This window comes from Mucilaginibacter endophyticus, assembly GCF_003351025.1.
Classification (GTDB): domain Bacteria; phylum Bacteroidota; class Bacteroidia; order Sphingobacteriales; family Sphingobacteriaceae; genus Mucilaginibacter; species Mucilaginibacter endophyticus.
The window spans coordinates 1209522-1228615 of record NZ_QPCG01000002.1; the positions used below are offsets into that span (position 1 = coordinate 1209522).

The 19094-nt window shown below is 42.6% G+C and carries 17 protein-coding genes; 12 read left to right on the top strand and 5 right to left on the bottom strand.

Going from position 1 to position 19094, the window contains the following annotated elements:
• Positions 1 to 95: 95 nt before the first annotated feature.
• Positions 96 to 2669 carry a BamA/TamA family outer membrane protein gene (locus DUL71_RS12480; protein ID WP_114938359.1) on the bottom strand — a complete coding sequence of 858 codons (2574 nt, stop codon included), beginning with the start codon at positions 2667 to 2669 and terminating at the stop codon, positions 96 to 98.
• 365 nt (positions 2670 to 3034) lie between these two features.
• On the opposite strand from DUL71_RS12480, the gene DUL71_RS12485 reads away from it, so the two are divergent.
• From DUL71_RS12485 to DUL71_RS12530, 10 genes are all read left to right on the top strand, one after another.
• On the top strand, positions 3035 to 3334 hold the full coding sequence (locus DUL71_RS12485) for a hypothetical protein (RefSeq protein WP_114938360.1): 300 nt from the start codon (positions 3035 to 3037) through the stop codon (positions 3332 to 3334).
• Between the two features lie 594 nt (positions 3335 to 3928).
• A complete protein-coding gene (locus DUL71_RS12490) occupies positions 3929 to 4993 on the top strand; it encodes a UDP-N-acetyl glucosamine 2-epimerase (protein WP_114938361.1) in 1065 nt (354 codons plus the stop codon).
• 10 nt (positions 4994 to 5003) lie between these two features.
• Positions 5004 to 5843 carry a glycosyltransferase family protein gene (locus tag DUL71_RS12495; RefSeq protein ID WP_244228741.1) on the top strand — a complete coding sequence of 280 codons (840 nt, stop codon included), beginning with the start codon at positions 5004 to 5006 and terminating at the stop codon, positions 5841 to 5843.
• Positions 5840 to 6706 carry a transketolase gene (locus tag DUL71_RS12500; protein WP_114938362.1) on the top strand — a complete coding sequence of 289 codons (867 nt, stop codon included), beginning with the start codon at positions 5840 to 5842 and terminating at the stop codon, positions 6704 to 6706. The genes DUL71_RS12495 and DUL71_RS12500 overlap by 4 nt, the downstream gene beginning before the upstream one ends.
• A gap of 1 nt (position 6707) precedes the next feature.
• Positions 6708 to 7646 carry a transketolase family protein gene (locus DUL71_RS12505; RefSeq protein WP_114938363.1) on the top strand — a complete coding sequence of 313 codons (939 nt, stop codon included), beginning with the start codon at positions 6708 to 6710 and terminating at the stop codon, positions 7644 to 7646.
• 11 nt (positions 7647 to 7657) lie between these two features.
• Positions 7658 to 8998: an aminotransferase class III-fold pyridoxal phosphate-dependent enzyme gene (locus tag DUL71_RS12510; RefSeq protein ID WP_114938364.1), complete on the top strand. Its 1341-nt coding sequence runs from the start codon at positions 7658 to 7660 to the stop codon at positions 8996 to 8998.
• A 3-nt stretch (positions 8999 to 9001) separates the two neighbouring features.
• The gene (locus DUL71_RS12515; protein ID WP_114938365.1) at positions 9002 to 9805 is read left to right on the top strand and encodes an SDR family oxidoreductase; all 804 of its coding nucleotides are present in this window, start codon (positions 9002 to 9004) and stop codon (positions 9803 to 9805) included.
• 15 nt (positions 9806 to 9820) lie between these two features.
• Positions 9821 to 11260 (top strand): N-acetylneuraminate synthase family protein, encoded by a 1440-nt coding sequence (locus DUL71_RS12520; RefSeq protein ID WP_114938366.1) that lies wholly within the window; start codon positions 9821 to 9823, stop codon positions 11258 to 11260.
• A gap of 2 nt (positions 11261 to 11262) precedes the next feature.
• Positions 11263 to 12246, top strand: coding sequence for a sterol desaturase family protein (locus DUL71_RS12525; protein WP_114938367.1), 984 nt, complete (start codon positions 11263 to 11265; stop codon positions 12244 to 12246).
• Between the two features lie 7 nt (positions 12247 to 12253).
• The gene (locus DUL71_RS12530; RefSeq protein ID WP_208645530.1) at positions 12254 to 12631 is read left to right on the top strand and encodes a DMT family transporter; all 378 of its coding nucleotides are present in this window, start codon (positions 12254 to 12256) and stop codon (positions 12629 to 12631) included.
• A 6-nt stretch (positions 12632 to 12637) separates the two neighbouring features.
• Here DUL71_RS12530 and DUL71_RS12535 read toward each other — a convergent pair whose 3' ends face one another.
• A complete protein-coding gene (locus DUL71_RS12535; protein ID WP_154402373.1) occupies positions 12638 to 13555 on the bottom strand; it encodes a PD40 domain-containing protein in 918 nt (305 codons plus the stop codon).
• A 180-nt stretch (positions 13556 to 13735) separates the two neighbouring features.
• Between DUL71_RS12535 and DUL71_RS12540 the strand changes: the two genes are divergently transcribed.
• Both DUL71_RS12540 and DUL71_RS12545 read left to right on the top strand, forming a co-directional pair.
• Positions 13736 to 14164 (top strand): PepSY-like domain-containing protein, encoded by a 429-nt coding sequence (locus tag DUL71_RS12540; RefSeq protein WP_114938369.1) that lies wholly within the window; start codon positions 13736 to 13738, stop codon positions 14162 to 14164.
• Between the two features lie 234 nt (positions 14165 to 14398).
• A complete protein-coding gene (locus DUL71_RS12545) occupies positions 14399 to 16951 on the top strand; it encodes a DUF5686 and carboxypeptidase-like regulatory domain-containing protein (RefSeq protein WP_161964423.1) in 2553 nt (850 codons plus the stop codon).
• 20 nt (positions 16952 to 16971) lie between these two features.
• Here DUL71_RS12545 and DUL71_RS12550 read toward each other — a convergent pair whose 3' ends face one another.
• The 3 genes from DUL71_RS12550 to DUL71_RS12560 form a co-directional block, all read right to left on the bottom strand.
• The gene (locus tag DUL71_RS12550; protein WP_161964424.1) at positions 16972 to 17589 is read right to left on the bottom strand and encodes an outer membrane beta-barrel protein; all 618 of its coding nucleotides are present in this window, start codon (positions 17587 to 17589) and stop codon (positions 16972 to 16974) included.
• Between the two features lie 4 nt (positions 17590 to 17593).
• On the bottom strand, positions 17594 to 18406 hold the full coding sequence (locus DUL71_RS12555) for a sterol desaturase family protein (RefSeq protein ID WP_114938372.1): 813 nt from the start codon (positions 18404 to 18406) through the stop codon (positions 17594 to 17596).
• A 108-nt stretch (positions 18407 to 18514) separates the two neighbouring features.
• Positions 18515 to 19069, bottom strand: a complete 555-nt coding sequence (locus DUL71_RS12560; RefSeq protein ID WP_114938373.1) for a histidine phosphatase family protein — start codon at positions 19067 to 19069, stop codon at positions 18515 to 18517.
• Between the last annotated feature and the right edge of the window lie 25 nt (positions 19070 to 19094).

Below are 19094 nucleotides of genomic sequence, written 5' to 3' on the forward strand. Positions count from 1 at the left end.
CTCAAAACCAAACAATAACAAAAAAGAGCCAGAATCTTCCTGATCAGATTCCGGCTCTTTTCTTTATACTTTACACCAGCTTTCGCAAAGGTTAATTAAAGCCTGAAATTAAGCGATATATAAGGATACCATCCCTCGCTTGAATGGCCTGCCAATATTTGTAGTACGGTTAAGCTGGCCGGTGCAAAATACAAGCCGCCGCCGGTGCCGGTATGCCATTTATCTGAGTGCTCGTCCTCTATCCAAACGCGGCCCGCATCATAAAAACCTACCAAACCTAACTGGCCCGGTATAATATAACTGGCAATGTCTGCAAGCTTAATGCGTCCCTGAAAATTGTTAAACACCATATGCTTGCCCGCGAAGCGGTTTTGCAGGTAGCCAAGCAAGTTACCCTGACCACCTAAAAACATGGATTGATAAAAGGCAGGCTTACCAAAACTCACGCCACCGCCAATACGGTCAGATAATACTATCCCCCCGCCCGGAGTTAGTTTTTGATAATAAGTAAACTCAGGCTTTATTTGTACAAACGATTTAGAGTAACTGTTTAGGCCTTCATAACCTTGTACCGTTACAGTAAAATAATACCCCTTTGTGGGCAGGATATTATTATCACGCTGGTTTGTAGTATAATTTATCAGCGCACCAAGATGTGCTTTATCTTTTCCAACCGTTAAGCTATCATATGAGTTGATAAGCGATGTTTGGTTAATGAACCGCCCGGCATTGTCATTGAGATCAAGATGATAAAACTGAAACGAAGGACCTACACTGATATCGCTGTTTTTACCGGTATGCCAGCGTAAAGCCGGATCAAACTGGTAAATATCGTAACGGGTACGGTAGTAAGTGCGGTAACCGGGGAATTTACTCAGGACGCTTTCATTGCCGAGGCCAAAAAAGTTCACTGTATTATCAGGAGATTGAATGTTAGCCTGCATTACAAAATCAGCCTTACCAATGGCATCTATCCACTCGCCCCTATATTTGATCCTGAAGGCATCTGTAGCAAAGGAATGGGTGATCATGACCTGCTGCAACGTTGAGTAAGGAAGTTTACGGAAACCATCATGCCCGGTGTATTGAAAACCAAGACCGAGTAAAAAGCCATCATCCTTATTTAAAGCAGCTGTTGCAAGCGGCATCCATACATTATATAGGTTAGTTGGCAAAAACTGTGTATTTGAGGTATCGTTTGAAAGGTGCCTGCTCAGCTTATTAACATCGCCTGTAAAATTAGTGCTGTCCTTACGTCCGTAAAATTTAATTGTATTTACAGATTGTTTAACCTCAACTGTTTTGCTTCCTATGCTATCAATAAGCCGCAACTTAATAGGCGAACTGGCATTATTAATAACAACGTGGTCGTCACCGGCCGAAACATATAATCTTATTTCTTTAGTAATTTCCGGCTTATATACCATATCCATAAACTGATCTTTGATTTCACCATCCTTGTTCAGTTTATTAATAGTTATACGCATTCCCTTATCAGGAGCATCTGCAACAGTGATAAGCTCGCTTTTATCCGTAGTACGGATATCCACAATCCGGTTTATAAACTTATAATACTCACTCATTGCCGCCGGGATATTATCGCGGCGTTTCTTCATTATGGCAAGCAGTTCGTCATGCCTGAATTTATAGCTTTCTGCAGGCAGGCGTTTTAAACTCTCCTCAAGTATTGCATCTGTTTCGGCTTTAACAAACTCATTGGCAATCTGCATCCAGCGCTCGTAACTTATTTGCGCGTCTGGATACTCTTTCATGAAACGTGTTTTGAAAAGAGAAAATTTCACCCTCGGAATATCTCCGGTAAAATCCTCAAGCAGTGGGTCTATCCATGGTAATGCAGCTATACTCGGAAATACGCCTTGCGTAACGTGAAATACCTGGTCACGGTCGCGGGGTACAGCGGTATAAGTTTTCCCTTTGCCGTTTTTAGTATCGGCCCAGCGCCATTGATCTTCGTGCCTGTCCCAATCCCCCATTAACAGATCAAGCATCCTGGCTCGTAAAAACGTTTCGCCATCAAGCCTGTTATCATAGCTTTTAAGTAATTGTCCCTCCATTTTTAAAGTATTGTCAGATGAGCCGGTGGGTTCCCTCTCCTCTATTAAACACACCGTTCCAACAAATAACTTACTATATTGTCCAAGCGCGGGATCTTCGGCCACAACGCCTATAATAGGATTAGCATGAGGTACACGCGCCGCCTCGGCAAGAGGCGGTACTATTAACGCCGAGTACGGATGCTGGCCGCTAAACTCATCGCCAACCCAATCAACCGCAAATGTTCCCTGTAAATTTTCGGGCAGCAGCTTATCAGGTGTTTTTTCAACGCTGCGTAGCACCCACTCGCGGCCGGTCTTATCTTCGAGTCTTAACGATTTGGATTCCATACCTCCGCCCTGCTTTAGCGGGCTTAATCCGCCGTTTACCTGCGATAATTTGATGATGGGCAATTTCACCTTCATGGCCCAGTCTTTACGATAATTTTCACCAAACAACCAACGGTGGATTCCGCTAACATCATCGTATGAGGCATGAACACTAACAACGGTGCTATCCGGAAATTTTTGCCAGGCCGATGGTGCAATAGCCTGTGCATTTGCGTACACCGCCGAACCTGTAAGGAGTAAAAAAGTAAGTATCTTTTTTGTCATGAGGTAATGTGTTTAAGATGTAGGGACTTAAATATAATAAGCTGTTTGCAAGATACGTACCAAATGCGCAACTATCTATATTACAATATATTAACAAACACCAAAACAGAGCAAGTGGCGATATATCGTTATTTTAAAAGGCAAGAACCTAAATAACATCAATACTGTTCTTGACTCACTGCTTGCGGCCACCTGCTATTGCTGTCTCAATATTTCGATAAAAATAAGCAATCCATGAATATTTTAAACAGCGGCCAATAAGTTATGCCCTTAACTACTGATATTGAAGATCAAATATTTTCTGGCCATTAAAAAGCTGTTTAACTTAGATTTTATTAGTTTTATGCCCGGCACTATCTTAAACTATGACCCGCAACGATAAATCGCCACATATCCTCAACGCAGCATCAAATTTGTTGGGCTTATGTTTTGTAGTACTTACATCATTAAAATTCCTGAAGCTTTCTGAGCGTACTTATATCGATGAAACGGTAACCATAGCACTCGTTTTCTTTATGCTAAGTTGTATCCTTTCGTTCCTTTCTATCAGGGGTAACATTAAACAGGGAGGGCGAATTGAAGCTGTAGCTGATTATCTTTTTCTTGGCGGAATGGTTGTGTTGTTTATTACCGCTATGCTGATCATATTTAAGATAATGGTTTAGGCAGTCTTGCATAGTTGCCAATACCGGGTAGGCAAAAAACGCATTTCCAATGCGCAGAAATTTCCATAGGCAAAACCAGTAAAATTAGCTTTTCCATTCCTCGAAAAACACTTTGTAAGAAAAATTTTGCAATAGTGTAAACTTGGTTGTAACTTGTATTTCAGTTAACCTTACTGCATTTTAAATATTCTATTATTTCTCTCCTGCGCTATAACGCTCTGTTTAAAGTAATTAACATAGCGCAATGTTTGTTAATAAATAATTTACTATAAGTTCCTGCTTAACGATTTGATAACTCAGGGTTTTCATTATTTAAAAATTGCCCTCCTACATTTATCAAATCGTAAGTTTTAGCCGGATATGAGCGTGGTCGCTTCCACTTATTTAAATTCTGGATAAGGAATTTGTAAAGTGTGTGCAGCCGCGATATTTTGATACTTGATATGATAATTATTCAACCTGACAATATTACTGCGCTTGCCGCCCGATCTATTTTCGCGACTAATTGCTACAGAATCTTTACAAAATCGGTTCATACCTTAATGCCTTTCACAAACAAAATTTCAGGGATCTATCGCTAATTGAAATAAAAGGATGAAGAAAATATTATTCATTACCGGTTCAATTAACCAAACCACGCAAATGCATCAGATTGCTAATGAGCTGCCTGAATTTGATTGCTGGTTTAGCCAGTTGTTTACTGATAACGCTACATTAAATAATATTATAAATAAAACTACGCTACTTAGCGGCACGGTGCTTTCTAACAAATTCAGGCTTATCTCTGAAGACTACCTTCAGAAAAATGGTTTACAGATTGACTTTGGAGCAAAGAAAAACCAATACGACCTTGTTGTATTTTGTACCGACCTGATTGTACCCCCACGCATGCGTAACATTAAAACCATTTGGGTGCAGGAAGGTATGATTGATCGTTATACCCCATGGAGCAGTGTTGTCAGAGGTTTAAAGCTTCCCCCCACACTGTGTGGCAATACTTCATTGAACGGGTCGTCAAACATCTGCGATGTTTACTGCGCTGCGTCAAAAGGTTACAAACAATACTTTGTGGGCAAAGGTACCGAGGAACGCAAAATTGCAGTTACCGGTATGCCAAACTATGACAACTTGGTTCAGCATATCAATAATGATTTCCCGCATCATAATTATGTGATGGTAGCCACTACAGATATGCGCGAAACCTTTCGCATTGAAAACCGGATAGCTTTTATAAAAAAGGCAGTAAAAATCGCTAATGGCCGCCCGTTGCTCTTTAAGCTTCACCCTAATGAGAACGTCGAACGCGCCGAAAAGGAAATCTACGCCAATACACCGGCCGGCACATTGGTATACAGCAAAGGCAATACCAACCACATGATAGCTAACTGCTGTGAGCTCATTACCCAATACTCAACCGTGGTATATACCGGTATTGCTTTAGGTAAAAAAGTTCACTCACTTTTTGATATTAATGAACTTAAACGCCTTACGCCGGTACAGAACAACGGCATGTCTGCAAAAAATATCGCCGCCATTTGCCGTGGTTATTTAAAACACGATGGCAATAAAGAAAGCTTTGATCCGCAACTGGCTATGGATAAACACCAGGTTAGCCGGCCGGAGCCTCAGTTAACTGAAGAACTAATAGCTAACTGGTAATCATTTTACCGTGAAAAACAAGATACTTATAGTTGTACAGGCCCGCATGGCATCAAGCCGGCTGCCGGGTAAGGTAATGCTGCCTATATTGGGCAAAAGCCTGCTTGCCAGGATGGTTGAACGGCTTAAAATGATCCGTCATGAAGCCGAAATAATCATAGCCACATCCGAAACACCGGACGATGATATCATCATAAACGAAGCCATCAACATCGGCGTTCCGTATTACCGGGGCAGCCTGAATAACCTGCTCGACAGGCATTACCAGGTTGCAAAACTTCATAATGCCGATATCGTATTAAAGATCCCTTCGGATTGCCCGCTGATTGATCCCCTTATTGTTGATCATGTGCTGGATTATTTTTTTGCCAACCAGAACGATTTTGATTTTGTAAGTAACCTACACCCGGCCACTTACCCTGATGGCAACGATGTAGAGATCATGACCATTGCCTGCCTTACCAAAGCCAGGGAGAACGCGAAGCGCGACCTGGAACTGGAGCATACCACTCCTTATATATGGGAAAACCCTCAATTGTTCAGGATAGCCAATGTAACATGGCCTACAGGCCTGGATTATTCCATGTCGCACCGGTTCACTATTGATTATGCCGAGGACTATTATTTTATAGAACGTGTGTTCAGGGAGTTATATGCCGATAATAATCGGTTCTCATGCGATGATATCCTTAACCTGCTTAATCAAAAGCCGGAGATCTACAATATAAACGCGCAATACGCGGGGGTAAACTGGTACAGGCATCATGTAGATGAGTTGAAAACCATCACATCTGCCCAAACCAAGCAGGCGCCCACAAAAAACTTACAGGAATTACAACAAAGCGAATGATAACAGTGGAGAACAATAATTACCAGGAATTAACAGACACCGCCCTGAAAGTGCGGGAGCATATCATCCGCATGTCTACCGACGGCGGGTGTTTTACAGGCGCATCATTATCAGCGGTAGACCTGATCGTTTATTTATACAGTAGTTTTTTAAATATAAACAAGGATAACCTTAACAATCCCGACCGCGATTACCTTTTCCTTTCAAAAGGCCATGACGTACCTGCACTGTATGGCACCTTCGCAGAACTGGGCTTGTTAGAAAAAGAACGCTTAAAAAATCACCTTTTACTTAACGATCATATTTACTGGCACCCAAACACCAAAATTCCGGGCATCGAATTTCACTCGGGTTCATTAGGCCATTTACCTTCGGTAGCCATAGGCGTTGCTATGGATTTGAAGATTAGCGGCAGCACAAACAAAGTGGTTTGTATTTTGGGTGATGGCGAGCTGAATGAAGGCACCTGCTGGGAAGCCATGCTGGTAGCCAGCGCTTATAAACTGGATAACCTGCTGTTCGTGGTTGACCGTAACCATTTCCAGGCCAATATGCGCACGGAAGATCTGATTCCGCTGGAACCGCTTGCCGATAAGTTTGAGGCTTTTGGGGCGGCTGTTAAAAGAATAGACGGGCACAGTTTTGCCGAGCTTGATGAAGCTTTCGGCGCTTTCCCTTTCCAGACCGGAAAACTCAATGTAATTATTGCCGATACCGTGCGCGGTAAAGGCCTGCCAAGCATACAGGAACGTGCCGACAGGTGGTTCTGCAATTTCAATGCAGATGAAATTGAACAGCTTTTACTGGAGCTGCATGGCGAACATCAAACAACATTAACATCAGAAACTTTAGTGGTGCGATAAGATGAGTTACGAAGAACTTTTAACCCAAACAGCCCTTGCCAATGAGCAGGTGATTGTAATGACCGCCGAAAACCGCGCGCTGGTGCGCAACCTGCCCGGCATATTAGGCAAACGCTTTATTGATACAGGTATTACCGAGCAAACTATGATTGGTGCTGCGGCTGGTTTGGCATTGCGTGGCCGTACCCCTGTTGTACATGCGCTTGCTGCTTTTTTAACTATGCGCGCGTTTGAGTTTGTACGCACAGATGTAGGCATAGCCAATTTACCGGTTAAACTCAGCTCATTCATCCCTGGCTTTTTATCAGATGGTAACGGGCCAACCCACCAGGCTATTGAGGATATCTCGATCATGAGGGGCATTCCAAACGTAACGGTATTTGCTCCGGCAGATGAAGATGACCTGGTAAAAATGCTTCCTCAGATCTGGGAAAGTAAAAGTCCGGCATACACCCGCATCAACACACGCAAAACCAGCTATGTACACGAGCCTTTTACTCCAGGTAAAGCCGAGGTAATATCAGAAGGCAGTGACGTAACCATCTTAACCTATGGTCTGCTGTTTGAGCAGGCGCTGATCGCTGTTGAAATGCTGAAAAGCGAAGGCCTTTCTGTTGGCTTGATCAACATGCGCAGCCTGAAACCGGTTGATGAGCAGGCTATACTCAAAGCATCGGCACAAAGCAAATTGGTAGTTACACTTGAAGACCATTTTTTAATAGGCGGTCTTTATACCATTGTGGCCGAGGTTTTATTAAAACACCGCACAACTGCCAATGTATTGCCTATGGCGCTGAACGAAAAATGGTTCAGACCAACACTGCTTCCTTCAGTATTGGAGCACGAGGGTTTTACAGGTAAACAGATTGCCGAAAAAATACTGGGCTACCAAACTGCCCACAACCAACCACAAATTTTAACACCTGAATTTTCAGAATAAAAATATTGATCATGGCTAATAAAATTGAGCTAAACAACAATTATCCGAACATCACCGAATCGGATAAATTATATGAACGCGCTTTAAAAGTTCAGAAACCGGTTACCCAAACCCTCGCTAAAGGCCCGGGGCAATTTACCAAAGGTGTAGCGCCAAAATACCTTGTAAAAGGTAAAGGATCGCACGTATGGGACGTTGACGGCAACGAATTCATCGATTTAAACTCTGCCATTGGCCCAATTTCTTTGGGTTATGCCTACCCTGCAGTTGACGAGGCTATCCGCCAGCAACTGAATGATGGTATCACTTTTTCATTGATGCACCCACTGGAGGTTGAGCTTTCGGAACTGGTACAACAGGTTGTGCCTAATGCCGAAGCAGTAAAGATCTCTAAAACAGGCGCTGATGTTTGTTCAGCAGCTATCCGCGTAGCACGTGCATTTACCGGTCGCGATAAGGTATTTTGCTGCGGTTACCATGGCTGGCACGATTGGTACATTGGTATTACCAGCCGTAACTCTGGTGTTCCTGAAGCTATCCAGGACCTTACCTACACTTTTGAATACAACGATATCGAATCGGTAAAGGCAGCCCTGGATGAAACTGTTGCTGCCCTGATATTGGAGCCCTTCATTTTTGAAGCACCAAAACCTGGTTACCTTCAGGAGTTGGCAGAAGTATGTAAAGCTAACGGCACCCTGCTCATTTTTGATGAAATGTGGACAGGTTTCCGCGTGGCAGTGGGCGGCGCGCAGGAGTATTTTAATGTTAAAGCGGATTTGGCGGTATTTTCAAAAGCATGTGCCAACGGTATGCCGATAGCATTGCTTACCGGCAGGTCCGATGTAATGGAACTTTTCAATTCTGAAGTATTCAGTTATACCACATTTGGCGGCGAAGCTCTATCATTAGCGGCTTGCATTGCTACCATCAATGAGCTTCGCGATAAAAAAGTACCGCAATACCTTGATGAGCATGGTGCTTTATTGAAAGATGGTTACAACAGCCTTGCCATTGAATTAGGCGTTGATAAATACACCCGCTGTATTGGCTTTAACTGCCGTAGCATGGTAACCTTTACTCCTGATGCCGGTAACGGACTTGAAGTAAAAACCTTCATGCAACAGGAAATGATAAAACGCGGTATACTTTGGGCAGGTTTCCACAATATGTGCTATAGCCACACCACTGAGGATATCGACTACATCCTTGCTGCTTACCGCGATGTATTGCCATTGCTTAAAGCAGCTATCGAAAGCGGTAATATCAAAGATCAACTAAAAGGTGAAGTGTTAGAGGCCGTTTTCCGTAAGGTGAGCAATTACAACATCAAACCTAAAAGCATAGCCTAAATCATGGACCTGTTTTCATTAAAAGGCAAAACCGCCGTGGTAACCGGCGCACTTGGGCTTATCGGACGTAAACACTGCGAGGCCCTTGTGGCGGCAGGTGCAAACGTAATAGCAGCCGATATAAACGCCGAAGAAACCCGGGCATTTGCAGCACAACTGGGCGATAACCACCTGGGCCTGGGCGTTGATGTAACCAGCAAGGAATCACTGATTGACGCGCTCAACGCGGCACTTGATAAATATGATTCGGTTGATGTACTCGTGAATAACGCTGCCATTAACGATAAGTTCGAAAACCCGGCCATGGCCAAGGAGCTATCCGCGTTTGAAAACTATCCATTGGAGGCTTTTCAGCAGTCGCTTAATGTAAATATTACCGGGGTGTTTTTATGCTCGCAGGTATTTGGCACGCACATGGCTTTACAACACAGCGGCAGTATCATCAACATAGCATCAACCTATGGTATGGTTGGCCCTGATCAAAGTATTTACCGCGATGCGCGCGGGCAGCAGACTTTTTACAAGTCGGCAGCCTACCCGGTTACTAAAGGTGCTATCATCAATTTCACACGTTTTTTGGCAGCCTATTGGGGACATACCGGCGTTAGGGTAAATACCCTCTCTCCTGGCGGCGTTGAAGCCGGGCAAACCGAAGATTTTATAGGGAACTATTCAGCAAAAACTTTATTGGGCCGCATGGCCAAAGCGTCAGACTATCAGGGCGCGCTTATATTCCTGGCCAGCGAGGCATCGGCTTATATGACCGGCGCTAACCTGGTTGTAGACGGAGGGTGGACAGCTATTTAATTTAAACCAACTATTATGAACGAGATTTTGAAACAAAAGGCGGCAGGCATTAAATTATTGCTTACCGACAACGATGGGGTTTTAACAGATGCCGGGGTATACTACAATCATGACGGCGAGCTTTTAAAGAAATTCAGCATGCGCGATGGTATGGGGGTTGAACGCCTTCGCAAATTTGCTGGTGTAGAAACAGGCATCATCACCGGCGAAAACTCGCCATCATTAATTAAAAGAGCCGAAAAATTACACATCACCGAACTGCATTTAGGTATAAAAGATAAAGCAACTACCTTTAAAGAAATCTGCAGCCGTTTAGGTCTGCAACCTAACGAAGTTGCTTTTATAGGTGATGATTATAACGACCTGGAGGTGATGAAACTGGCCGGTCTTACTGCATCCCCTGCCGATGCTTTACCACATGTTAAAGCACAGGTTGATTTTGTAAGTTCATTAAATGGCGGCGATGGCTGTTTCCGTGAATTTGCTGAAATGATCATCGAAGCTAAAAGTGATAAGTACCTGTCAGGTACAAGAAATGGCAGCATCACTTTGCAAAATGGCCGTGTAATTGGCAAAGGCCAGCCAAGCTATATCATTGCCGAAATTGGTATTAACCACAACGGCTCACTTGAAATTTGTAAAAAATTAATTGATGAAGCAGTAGCAGCTAAAGCCGACGCCGTTAAATTTCAAAAACGTACACCAGAAATTTGCGTACCACGCGATCAATGGGAAATTATGCGCGATACCCCATGGGGCCGTATTACCTACATCGACTACAAACGCAAAACCGAATTTGGTATAGCCGAATACGCTACCATCGACCAATATTGCAAAAAAGTAGGTATCGATTGGTTTGTATCTGCCTGGGACGCGCCATCTGTTGATTTTATGGAGCAGTTTGACACCATCCTGTACAAACTGGCATCTGCATCGTTAACCGATTTCGCTTTAATTCAGCGCATTCTGGAAACCGGTAAACCGTTAATGCTTTCTACCGGTATGTCTACCATGAAAGAGATCGAAACAACTATGGATTATATCAATGCTTTTGACGAAAATTATCCTTTGTTTATCGCTCATTCAACTTCGGCTTATCCATGCCCCCCGCAAGAGCTTAACCTTAAAATGATCCAGACCCTGGAAAACAAATATCCGGGTATCCCTATCGGTTATTCGGGCCACGAAACAGGTCTGGCAACCACAGTGGGCGCAGTAGCTATGGGCGCAACCTTTGTTGAGCGTCACTTTACGCTTGACCGCGCCATGTGGGGATCTGACCACGCCGCATCTGTTGAGCCACAAGGTTTGCAACGCCTGGTACGTGATATCAAGGACGTAGAAACAGCAGCGGGTGACGGTGAAAAACGTGTTTACGAATCAGAACTTGCGCCAATGAAGCGTTTAAGGGTAAACATCAGCGACGAATACAAAGAGAAACCAAGCGTTAAATAATAATGTCTCCGGAAAAACTAACTACCATAATTACATCCATTATCCTTTTTTGCTGGATAGGATTCATCATTGCCTGGGAACGGATATCGCCTTACAGAAAAGGTCTGAAATTTTTCAGGGAAGGGTTTTGGATTGATTTAGTGTGGTATACACTGATACAAAGCTACTTTTTAAAGATCCTCATTTTCGATTATATCATTAAACCTTTAGAGGCACATTTTGATTTGTCGCATCTGCATTTAATTAGTAACTGGCCTGTAGCATTACAAGTATTGTTTTTCCTGTTTACGCATGATCTTTATATCTATTTGTTTCATCGCTTTCAGCATTCAAATAAATTTTTCTGGCGTATTCATGAGGCGCACCATTCCGGTAAGGAGGTTGACTTTTTGGCCGGTTCGCGTTCGCACATTATGGAGATCGTCATCAATCAAACTATTGAGTTTGCACCTATCATTTTGTTAGGTGCAAACCCGATAGTTATACCTATAAAAGCCATGTTAGATGCCATGTTTGGCATGTTTATACACGGCAATATCAAGGTAAACATGGGCAAGCTTAAGTACGTCATTAACTCGCCCCAATTGCACTTATGGCACCACGCCAACTACCAGGAAGTTTTTCATGCTAACTTTGCAACCAAATTTTCTTTTTGGGATTACCTGTTCGGTACTGTTTATGACCCAGGTCATGCACCCGGCGATAAACCCGAAAACTGGGGACTTTATTATGATTACCCCAAAGATTACTTTTTACAACATGCCTTCAGCGTAAAACGCTTTGACGAAAAAAACTTGCTCAAATACCGCTGGTTTAACTGGTATTATCACCTTAGGCCCCGGTTTTTGAACTGGCTGGTAACAATTACTCCGGACAGATTAAAAACGCTTAACCCGGCTAAAATAAACGAGTCGGCTGAATTGGATATTGAACCGCAACCCGTTACCTTAGTAACCGAACAAGAAAACGTACTACAACAAAACTAATAACATATTGGCCTGGCTATATATCTTAATTGCCGCCGCGTTTGAAGCGGCCTGGACATTCTCGCTAAAATTCATGAAATTCAGCGATTTGAAGGCACTCCGTCTTAATTCTGTTTTAAGCCTGCAACACGGTTTACCCGTTTGGCTACCATTTGTTGGTTACATTGTTTTTGGTATCGGTAATATCTATTTCTTTTCGCTGGCTATAAAACTGGTACCAACCGCCGTAGCATACGCTGTATGGACAGCTGTAACCCTTATCCTGATCAAATTAGTGGAGGTATCGTTTTTAAACCAGCGCCTCTCTTACATGGAAATATTTTTCATGCTGCTGATCATGACAGGCGTTTTGGGTTTAAAATTTTATGGTCCTGAGATAAAGTAAGCTCGCCTATTTACCCAAAGCCTCCTTTTTTAATTTAGCCTTCAGTGTATCAAATCTTACCCAATAAAGGTGACAATCCTTTTCGCTGGTTCCCTTGGTATAAATAAGGTATTTACCGTCGGGAGTAACGTATTCGCCCCAGCGGTGCGCATCGCCATCGTTAATCAGCCGACCAAGGTTTAGCGGCGGCGTCCAGCTATGATCAGGTTTACGAAAAGTGATCCCGAGCTCACACTCATAATCGGGTTTCTCCTTATAACTGATGATCATGTATGACTCATCAGGTGCCACATAAAAATCGCCATCAAAAGCAGGTGTATTAACAACCGGGCCCAGGCTTTTAATAACTGTATCGGTTTTGGAGATGGTAAGCGTGCAAAAATCGTAAGTACCATAATCTCTTACACTGCCGGCGTTAGCATTGCTGCCAACATAAAAAGTACCGCTATTGGTTGGCATAAAATTATATAAACCGTAATCTTTTTTCAGAAACACTACAGGGCTTGTCCAATTGTTTTTGTCGCGATGTGATACCCAGACAAAGGAGTGTTTGCCATCGCCTTTTCCAGCAAAGTAGATGCTTTTGCCATCAACAGAAAAAGTTGGCGTACTGTAGTCATAATTAAGCACAAGTGGGCCTTGCCATTTTTTCCCGTCGTACTTAAAATAACGGATCTTGTTACCTTTTGAGTTAAACCAGTGCATGGAGTTTCCATAATAAAACTCTTTGCCATCGGCCGAGAAAGCCGATCTACCCATAGCTATACCGCTATCGGGCACCAACATCTGCTGCGCAAAAATCCGCGGCGTATCATTAGGTCGCTGTTGGCCCAGGTAAGCATTCTTGCTATTGAAAAAGTTGCTTTGAGCAGTTACACTACTATAAAAGCAGCACGATACAAGCAGGAAAATTAAAATTCTCATGGTGAAATGGGTAAGTTTATTTATTGGATTTATTATCTGTAAAACAAAATTAGCGACGGCAGTTATAAACACTGGTTCAAACCCGTTCAAGTTTATTTCAATTAAAATCAAACCGGTTTACACGTACCATATTCCTCCAGATTGCACCTGTACATTAGTATAAATCAAATAAAAGCACTTATGAAAAAGACCATTTTATTAACCATTACCGCTGCCCTGCTTGGTACCGGTACCATGGTAAAAGCAGCCGGCAGTTTAGACGTTCCATCTGCCGTAAAGCAAAGCCTTGCCAAAAAATATCCAAGTGCAACAAAAGTTACCTGGGAAAAAGAGAATGGAAACTTTGAAGCTAATTGGGGCGGCAAATCGGGCGAGGATACTTCAGTTACCTTTAAACCATCGGGCGAGTTTGTAGAAGAGGTGGATGCCATACCGGTTAATCAACTACCAGCTACCGTTTTTGAATACGTTAAAACAAATTATAAAGGCGCAAAAATTAAGGAAGCTGGTCGCGTAACCAATGCGACTGGCAAAAAAATGTTTGAGGCAGAAATAAAAGGAAAAGACCTGTTATTTGACGAAAACGGGAAGTTTTTGAAAATAGATTGAACCAGGGCGTCACAATCCTGTTAATCTTAAAATAATATCATCTTCTGCAACAATTCAAATTTAATTTGTACGTTTAGGGAAATTGAAAGCGTATTTCTGGCACACAGCCTGGAATACGCTTAAAACTGAACCCTTTTAGTATTTTTAATCTACCACAATTTGTTATCTTCTTTTGATATTTCTTCCCGAGTGTCAGGTTCAACAAGATGTCTATTCCCTTATATTTCACGATTATTGCTTGTAATTGTATTCTTTCCGTTTTATGGCAGGGCTCAGCAGGCAGACAGTGTTAAGAAATCATCAGGTCAGGTAGTTACAAGTGTCAAAGGTCAGGTGGTGGACGATGCCTCCGGGCAACCGCTTCCCGGAATTAATGTTAAGCTTGTAGGCGGCAAATACGGCACCATTGCAGACCCCGACGGAAAATTTGAGATAAATGCTCCCGGAGCTTTTACACATGTTACGTTCTCTTATATCGGTTATCAAATCATTACCAAAGTAATTAAAGCCGGTCAGGTCAACGTTCTTCATATAAGGCTGCACGGCAGCCAAACCCAATTAAAAGAAGTAACTGTAGTTTCGGGCAAAAAACAGCGTTATCGCAACAAGGGGAACCCGGCGGTTGAACTTATCCAGCAGGTTATTGACCATAAAAAGCAAAACCGGATGGAAAGTGCCGATTATCTGCAATATGACCAGTACGAGCGCATCAATCTGTCATTTATCGATGTTCCTTCTAAACTGATGAACAGCCGCTATTTTAAAATGTATCAGTTTATGCTTGATACGGTAAAAAATAACGGACAAACCCAGGTGCTGCTCCCCGCCTATCTCAGCGAAAAGCAATACCAAAATTACTACCGCAAAGAGCCCGCAAAATCCATCCAGGTGCTCAAAGCGCAAAAGGAAGCCAACATCCTTAAATTTATTGATACCGCTGGTTTGGATGTGTATATGAACCGTCTTTACGGTAATGTCATTGATATTTATGATAACAACGTTTTTATCATAACCAACCAGTTCCTGAGCCCCATCGCCGATCACTCGCCTAACTACTATAAGTTTTTCATTACAGATACCATACAAACGCCCAAAGAAAAACTGATTGAGCTAAGCTTTACGCCACGTGCCAAAGGCGACTTGCTTTTTGAAGGCAAACTATTGGTAAGCATGACAGGCAATTACGCTGTACGAGGCTGCGAACTTGATGTGAACAAGCAGATCAATATCAATTTTATGCGAAATCTCAAGATCACGCTTGATTTTGAGCAGAACCCTAATGGCCGGTATTTTTTAAGCAAAAGTGATGTTAAGGCCGATTTCGGTATCTTAAAAAACAAAGGACTGGGGCTAATGGGCGAGCGAACGGTTTTCTTCTCCAACTATGTAACAGATAAACGGCTTCCCGACTCATTTTACGAGGGTAAAGAATTACAGATAGCTCCGGACGCCAACAAGCCAGATACTACATACTGGGCGCATCAACGACCTGATACCCTGTCAGACCATCAATCCAAGATCTATCCACGCATTTCCAAATTGGAGAAAATGCCGCAGTTTAAAAGGGCCACCTGGTTTGCCGCTACGTTTACCGGTGGTTACGCTAAGGCGGGCCCAGTGATGATTGGCCCCATTGGTACCATTTACTCACGTGACAGCCAGGAAGGCTCCCGTTTTCAGATTGGAGGACGTACCAATCCCGAGTTAAGTAAATCAATTTATTTTGAGGGTTTTGGTGCTTATGGCACGCGCGACAAGGCTTTTAAATACAATATCGCAACCTTCTACTCATTCAATAAAACGCCTTTTTACCGCTATCCTAACGATTACCTTAAGGCAAGCTATTTAAACGACGTTGATGTACCAGGCAGGGATCTTTCAACCATCAACCAGCAAGCTGCCCTATCATCGTTTTCGACAGGAAAAACAATATACTGGCTTTATAGCAAGATTGCTAAAATTGAATATGTAAAGGATTTTGAAAACCATTTTTCGTTTGATCTCGCGTTCAGGAACTGGAACCAGCGCCCGGCTGCCTCCCTGTTATTTCAATATAACAACGATGCTAACACATTGGTTCATGACCTTACCACCAGCGAACTTAACCTGGCCTTTAGATATGCGCCGCATGAACAGATATTGCAGGGAACAGTATACCGCCGCACCATCTACAGTAAATACCCTATCCTGAATTTACAGATCAATCATGGCTTTAAAGGATTGTTCAATGGCTCTTATGATTTTACCAGTGTTAAAGCAAGCATTTTCAGACGTTTCTACCTGTCTCAGCTTGGCTACACAGATATCACCGTGCTCGGAAATTATTTAGTAGGCAAAGTCCCCTTTCCGCTACTGAACTTAGCCCCTGCAAATCAGTCGTTAGCTTATGATGAGGACGCCTATAATCAAATGACCTACCTGGAGTTTGTAAGTGATCATTACGCGGGTATCAACTTAACTCATAGTTTCAGCGGCTTTTTGCTGAATAAATTCCCATTGATAAAACACCTGAAATGGCGGGAGTTTCTGTCGGCCAAGGTATTGTTCGGCGGCTTGCGTAACGAAAACAACCCGCTTTATTCACCCAACTTATTCCGGTTTCCGGTGGGTGGTAACGGAGCAAATGGCACTTACGCTTTGGGTACTAAACCTTATATAGAGGCCGGAGTAGGCATAGGCAATATCTTTAAGTTTTTGCGGATAGACGGGATCAAAAGGTTTAACTACCTTGATCATCCAGGTGCCGCGGAATATGGCGTTAAATTTAGTTTCGCCCCGGATTTTTAAGTAATGCCATTCATAACCGTTTAAAACAACGTGGTAGTAAACCCGATACTATAACTTACATAATCCGGATTTAAAATATATTGCGATCTGGCTTTATACAAATGATAATAGGCGGGCTCCAGTACAAGAGCAAAATGTGGTACGATATAATATTCCAGTCCGGCTGCTATTTTTACCGCGGGATGTTTAGTGCTTACGCTACCTACTGTTATACCATTTGAATTAACAGAGGTGTTATTGTACCCTGAGCTGTTATAACCTGGTTGCAAGAGTGCATATATTCCCAACCTGTTTAATTTCCGTCGGTAACCGACACCCAGAAGTAAAAACCCGGCAGACAGTTTGCCTTCGGTTACATTGGTAGGGACTTCGCCCGCTTTGCTTTTATATTTGTTATTCAGGGCGTCGTAGTTAAATCGAAAAAAAACAGCATTGATATAAGTAGGGCGGTATTCAACAGCGGTATTTAAAACACTTCCCCGTTTCATGCTTACCTGCTCATCTCCGGAAGGTATATTTACACCTACTCCCCCGGGAAAATAAAGCCTCGATGTAAATTTTTCGGTTTGGGCATTAACATGTAATGTCATCCCCAGCAGCACGGCCAATAACGAAAGGTATGTTTTACAAATACGCATTCTGTCAGGCACGTTTTGAAACAAATGGAATTTGTAAAACCTTAATAAAACTCTTACAAACATTCGTATCGGGATGGGTATCTATCCCAAACACGGTATCATCCGGCTTTAGCTTTCCGTAGGTACCGAATATTCTGTCCCACACAGATAATACATCGCCATAATTACAATCGGTATAAGGCAATTGATAGTGATGGTGCACATGATGTATATTAGGTGTGATAAAGATCAATCCCACCCATTTATCAACGCCATCTGATAACCGGAATTGTGTATGCGAGGTGATATTTGAAACCGTTTGAATGGTTTGTCTTAACAACAGCAATTCAAAAGATGCACCGGTTATAGCTATCCACAACATTAAAAAGCACATTCTTACAAATGTTTCACCGGGGTGTTCCCTTACCGTTGTTGATACATCAAGTTTTTGATCGGTATGATGCACGAGATGAAATTTCCATAGCAACCCTACTTTATGCATGATCACATGGTACAGGTATTCACAAAAATCAAGTATAATAAACCCGACTATGTATTTTACCAATATACTTTGGTGCCAGGGAAGCCTTTGCAACAAGCCTAAATGATTTTGGCTTATCCGGGCCGCTTCAAGTAATACAAACATTGTCATAAAAAGCTGAACCGGCAGTGCCGTCACAATAAACAACATATTTGTAAAAGTATGCCGCCATTTTTTGCCTACAGGTATTGCCAGTATCAAGCCTTCAGCAAGCCACAAAGAAGTTATTAACGCTCCAAAAATCAGTATCTGTACCGATGATGGATGGGTAAGGAAAAACGACTTGTTAAACTCCATGCTAAGCCTTTGTATCTCCAATATTACACGAACATTCTGTAGCAATTATGAGCAAAGCCGCATAAACAAAAATCGGCCCCGGCTTTACAGCTGGGGCCGACTTGCAAGCTAAAAATTACAGTCTTTTCCGGGATCTATGTTTTCTTTATCGCGTGCAAGTGTCGCCACCCCATTTTTAAAGGTCACCATCCAAATACTGTCATAATCATCGTCCGACCATTTTAAGTTGTCTTGTTTTATGCCCAGTGAACGTACAATTGGCGCTATACCGCCATGTTCCCATACCACCAATATTACACCTGTACGGCTTTTTAAATCGGCAGCCAAGCCTAAAGAGTCCTTCTCGGTGCGTGAACTGTTTACCGTTAAATTATATTTAGCGGCAAGCGGCACAATAGTTTGAAACATTCTTGAATGCTTGGTAGCCTCCCCCAGTCCTAAACCAGGTACAAATATTTTATCAGGCACACCAAATTTAGATGTTATTACGGCAGGCAGTTTTAACGACCTGTTTATGCCCTGACAATTCAGGTTATCCCCTTTAACAGGCTTTTCGGCGTGGCGGATAAATACTATTTTCAAATCAGCAGACTGAGCTTTAACCGACAATATGGTTAAGGGCGATATAATAGATAAACAAAGTACACAAATAAGTTTTTTCATTTTTTAAGCGTATAAAAAAAGAATA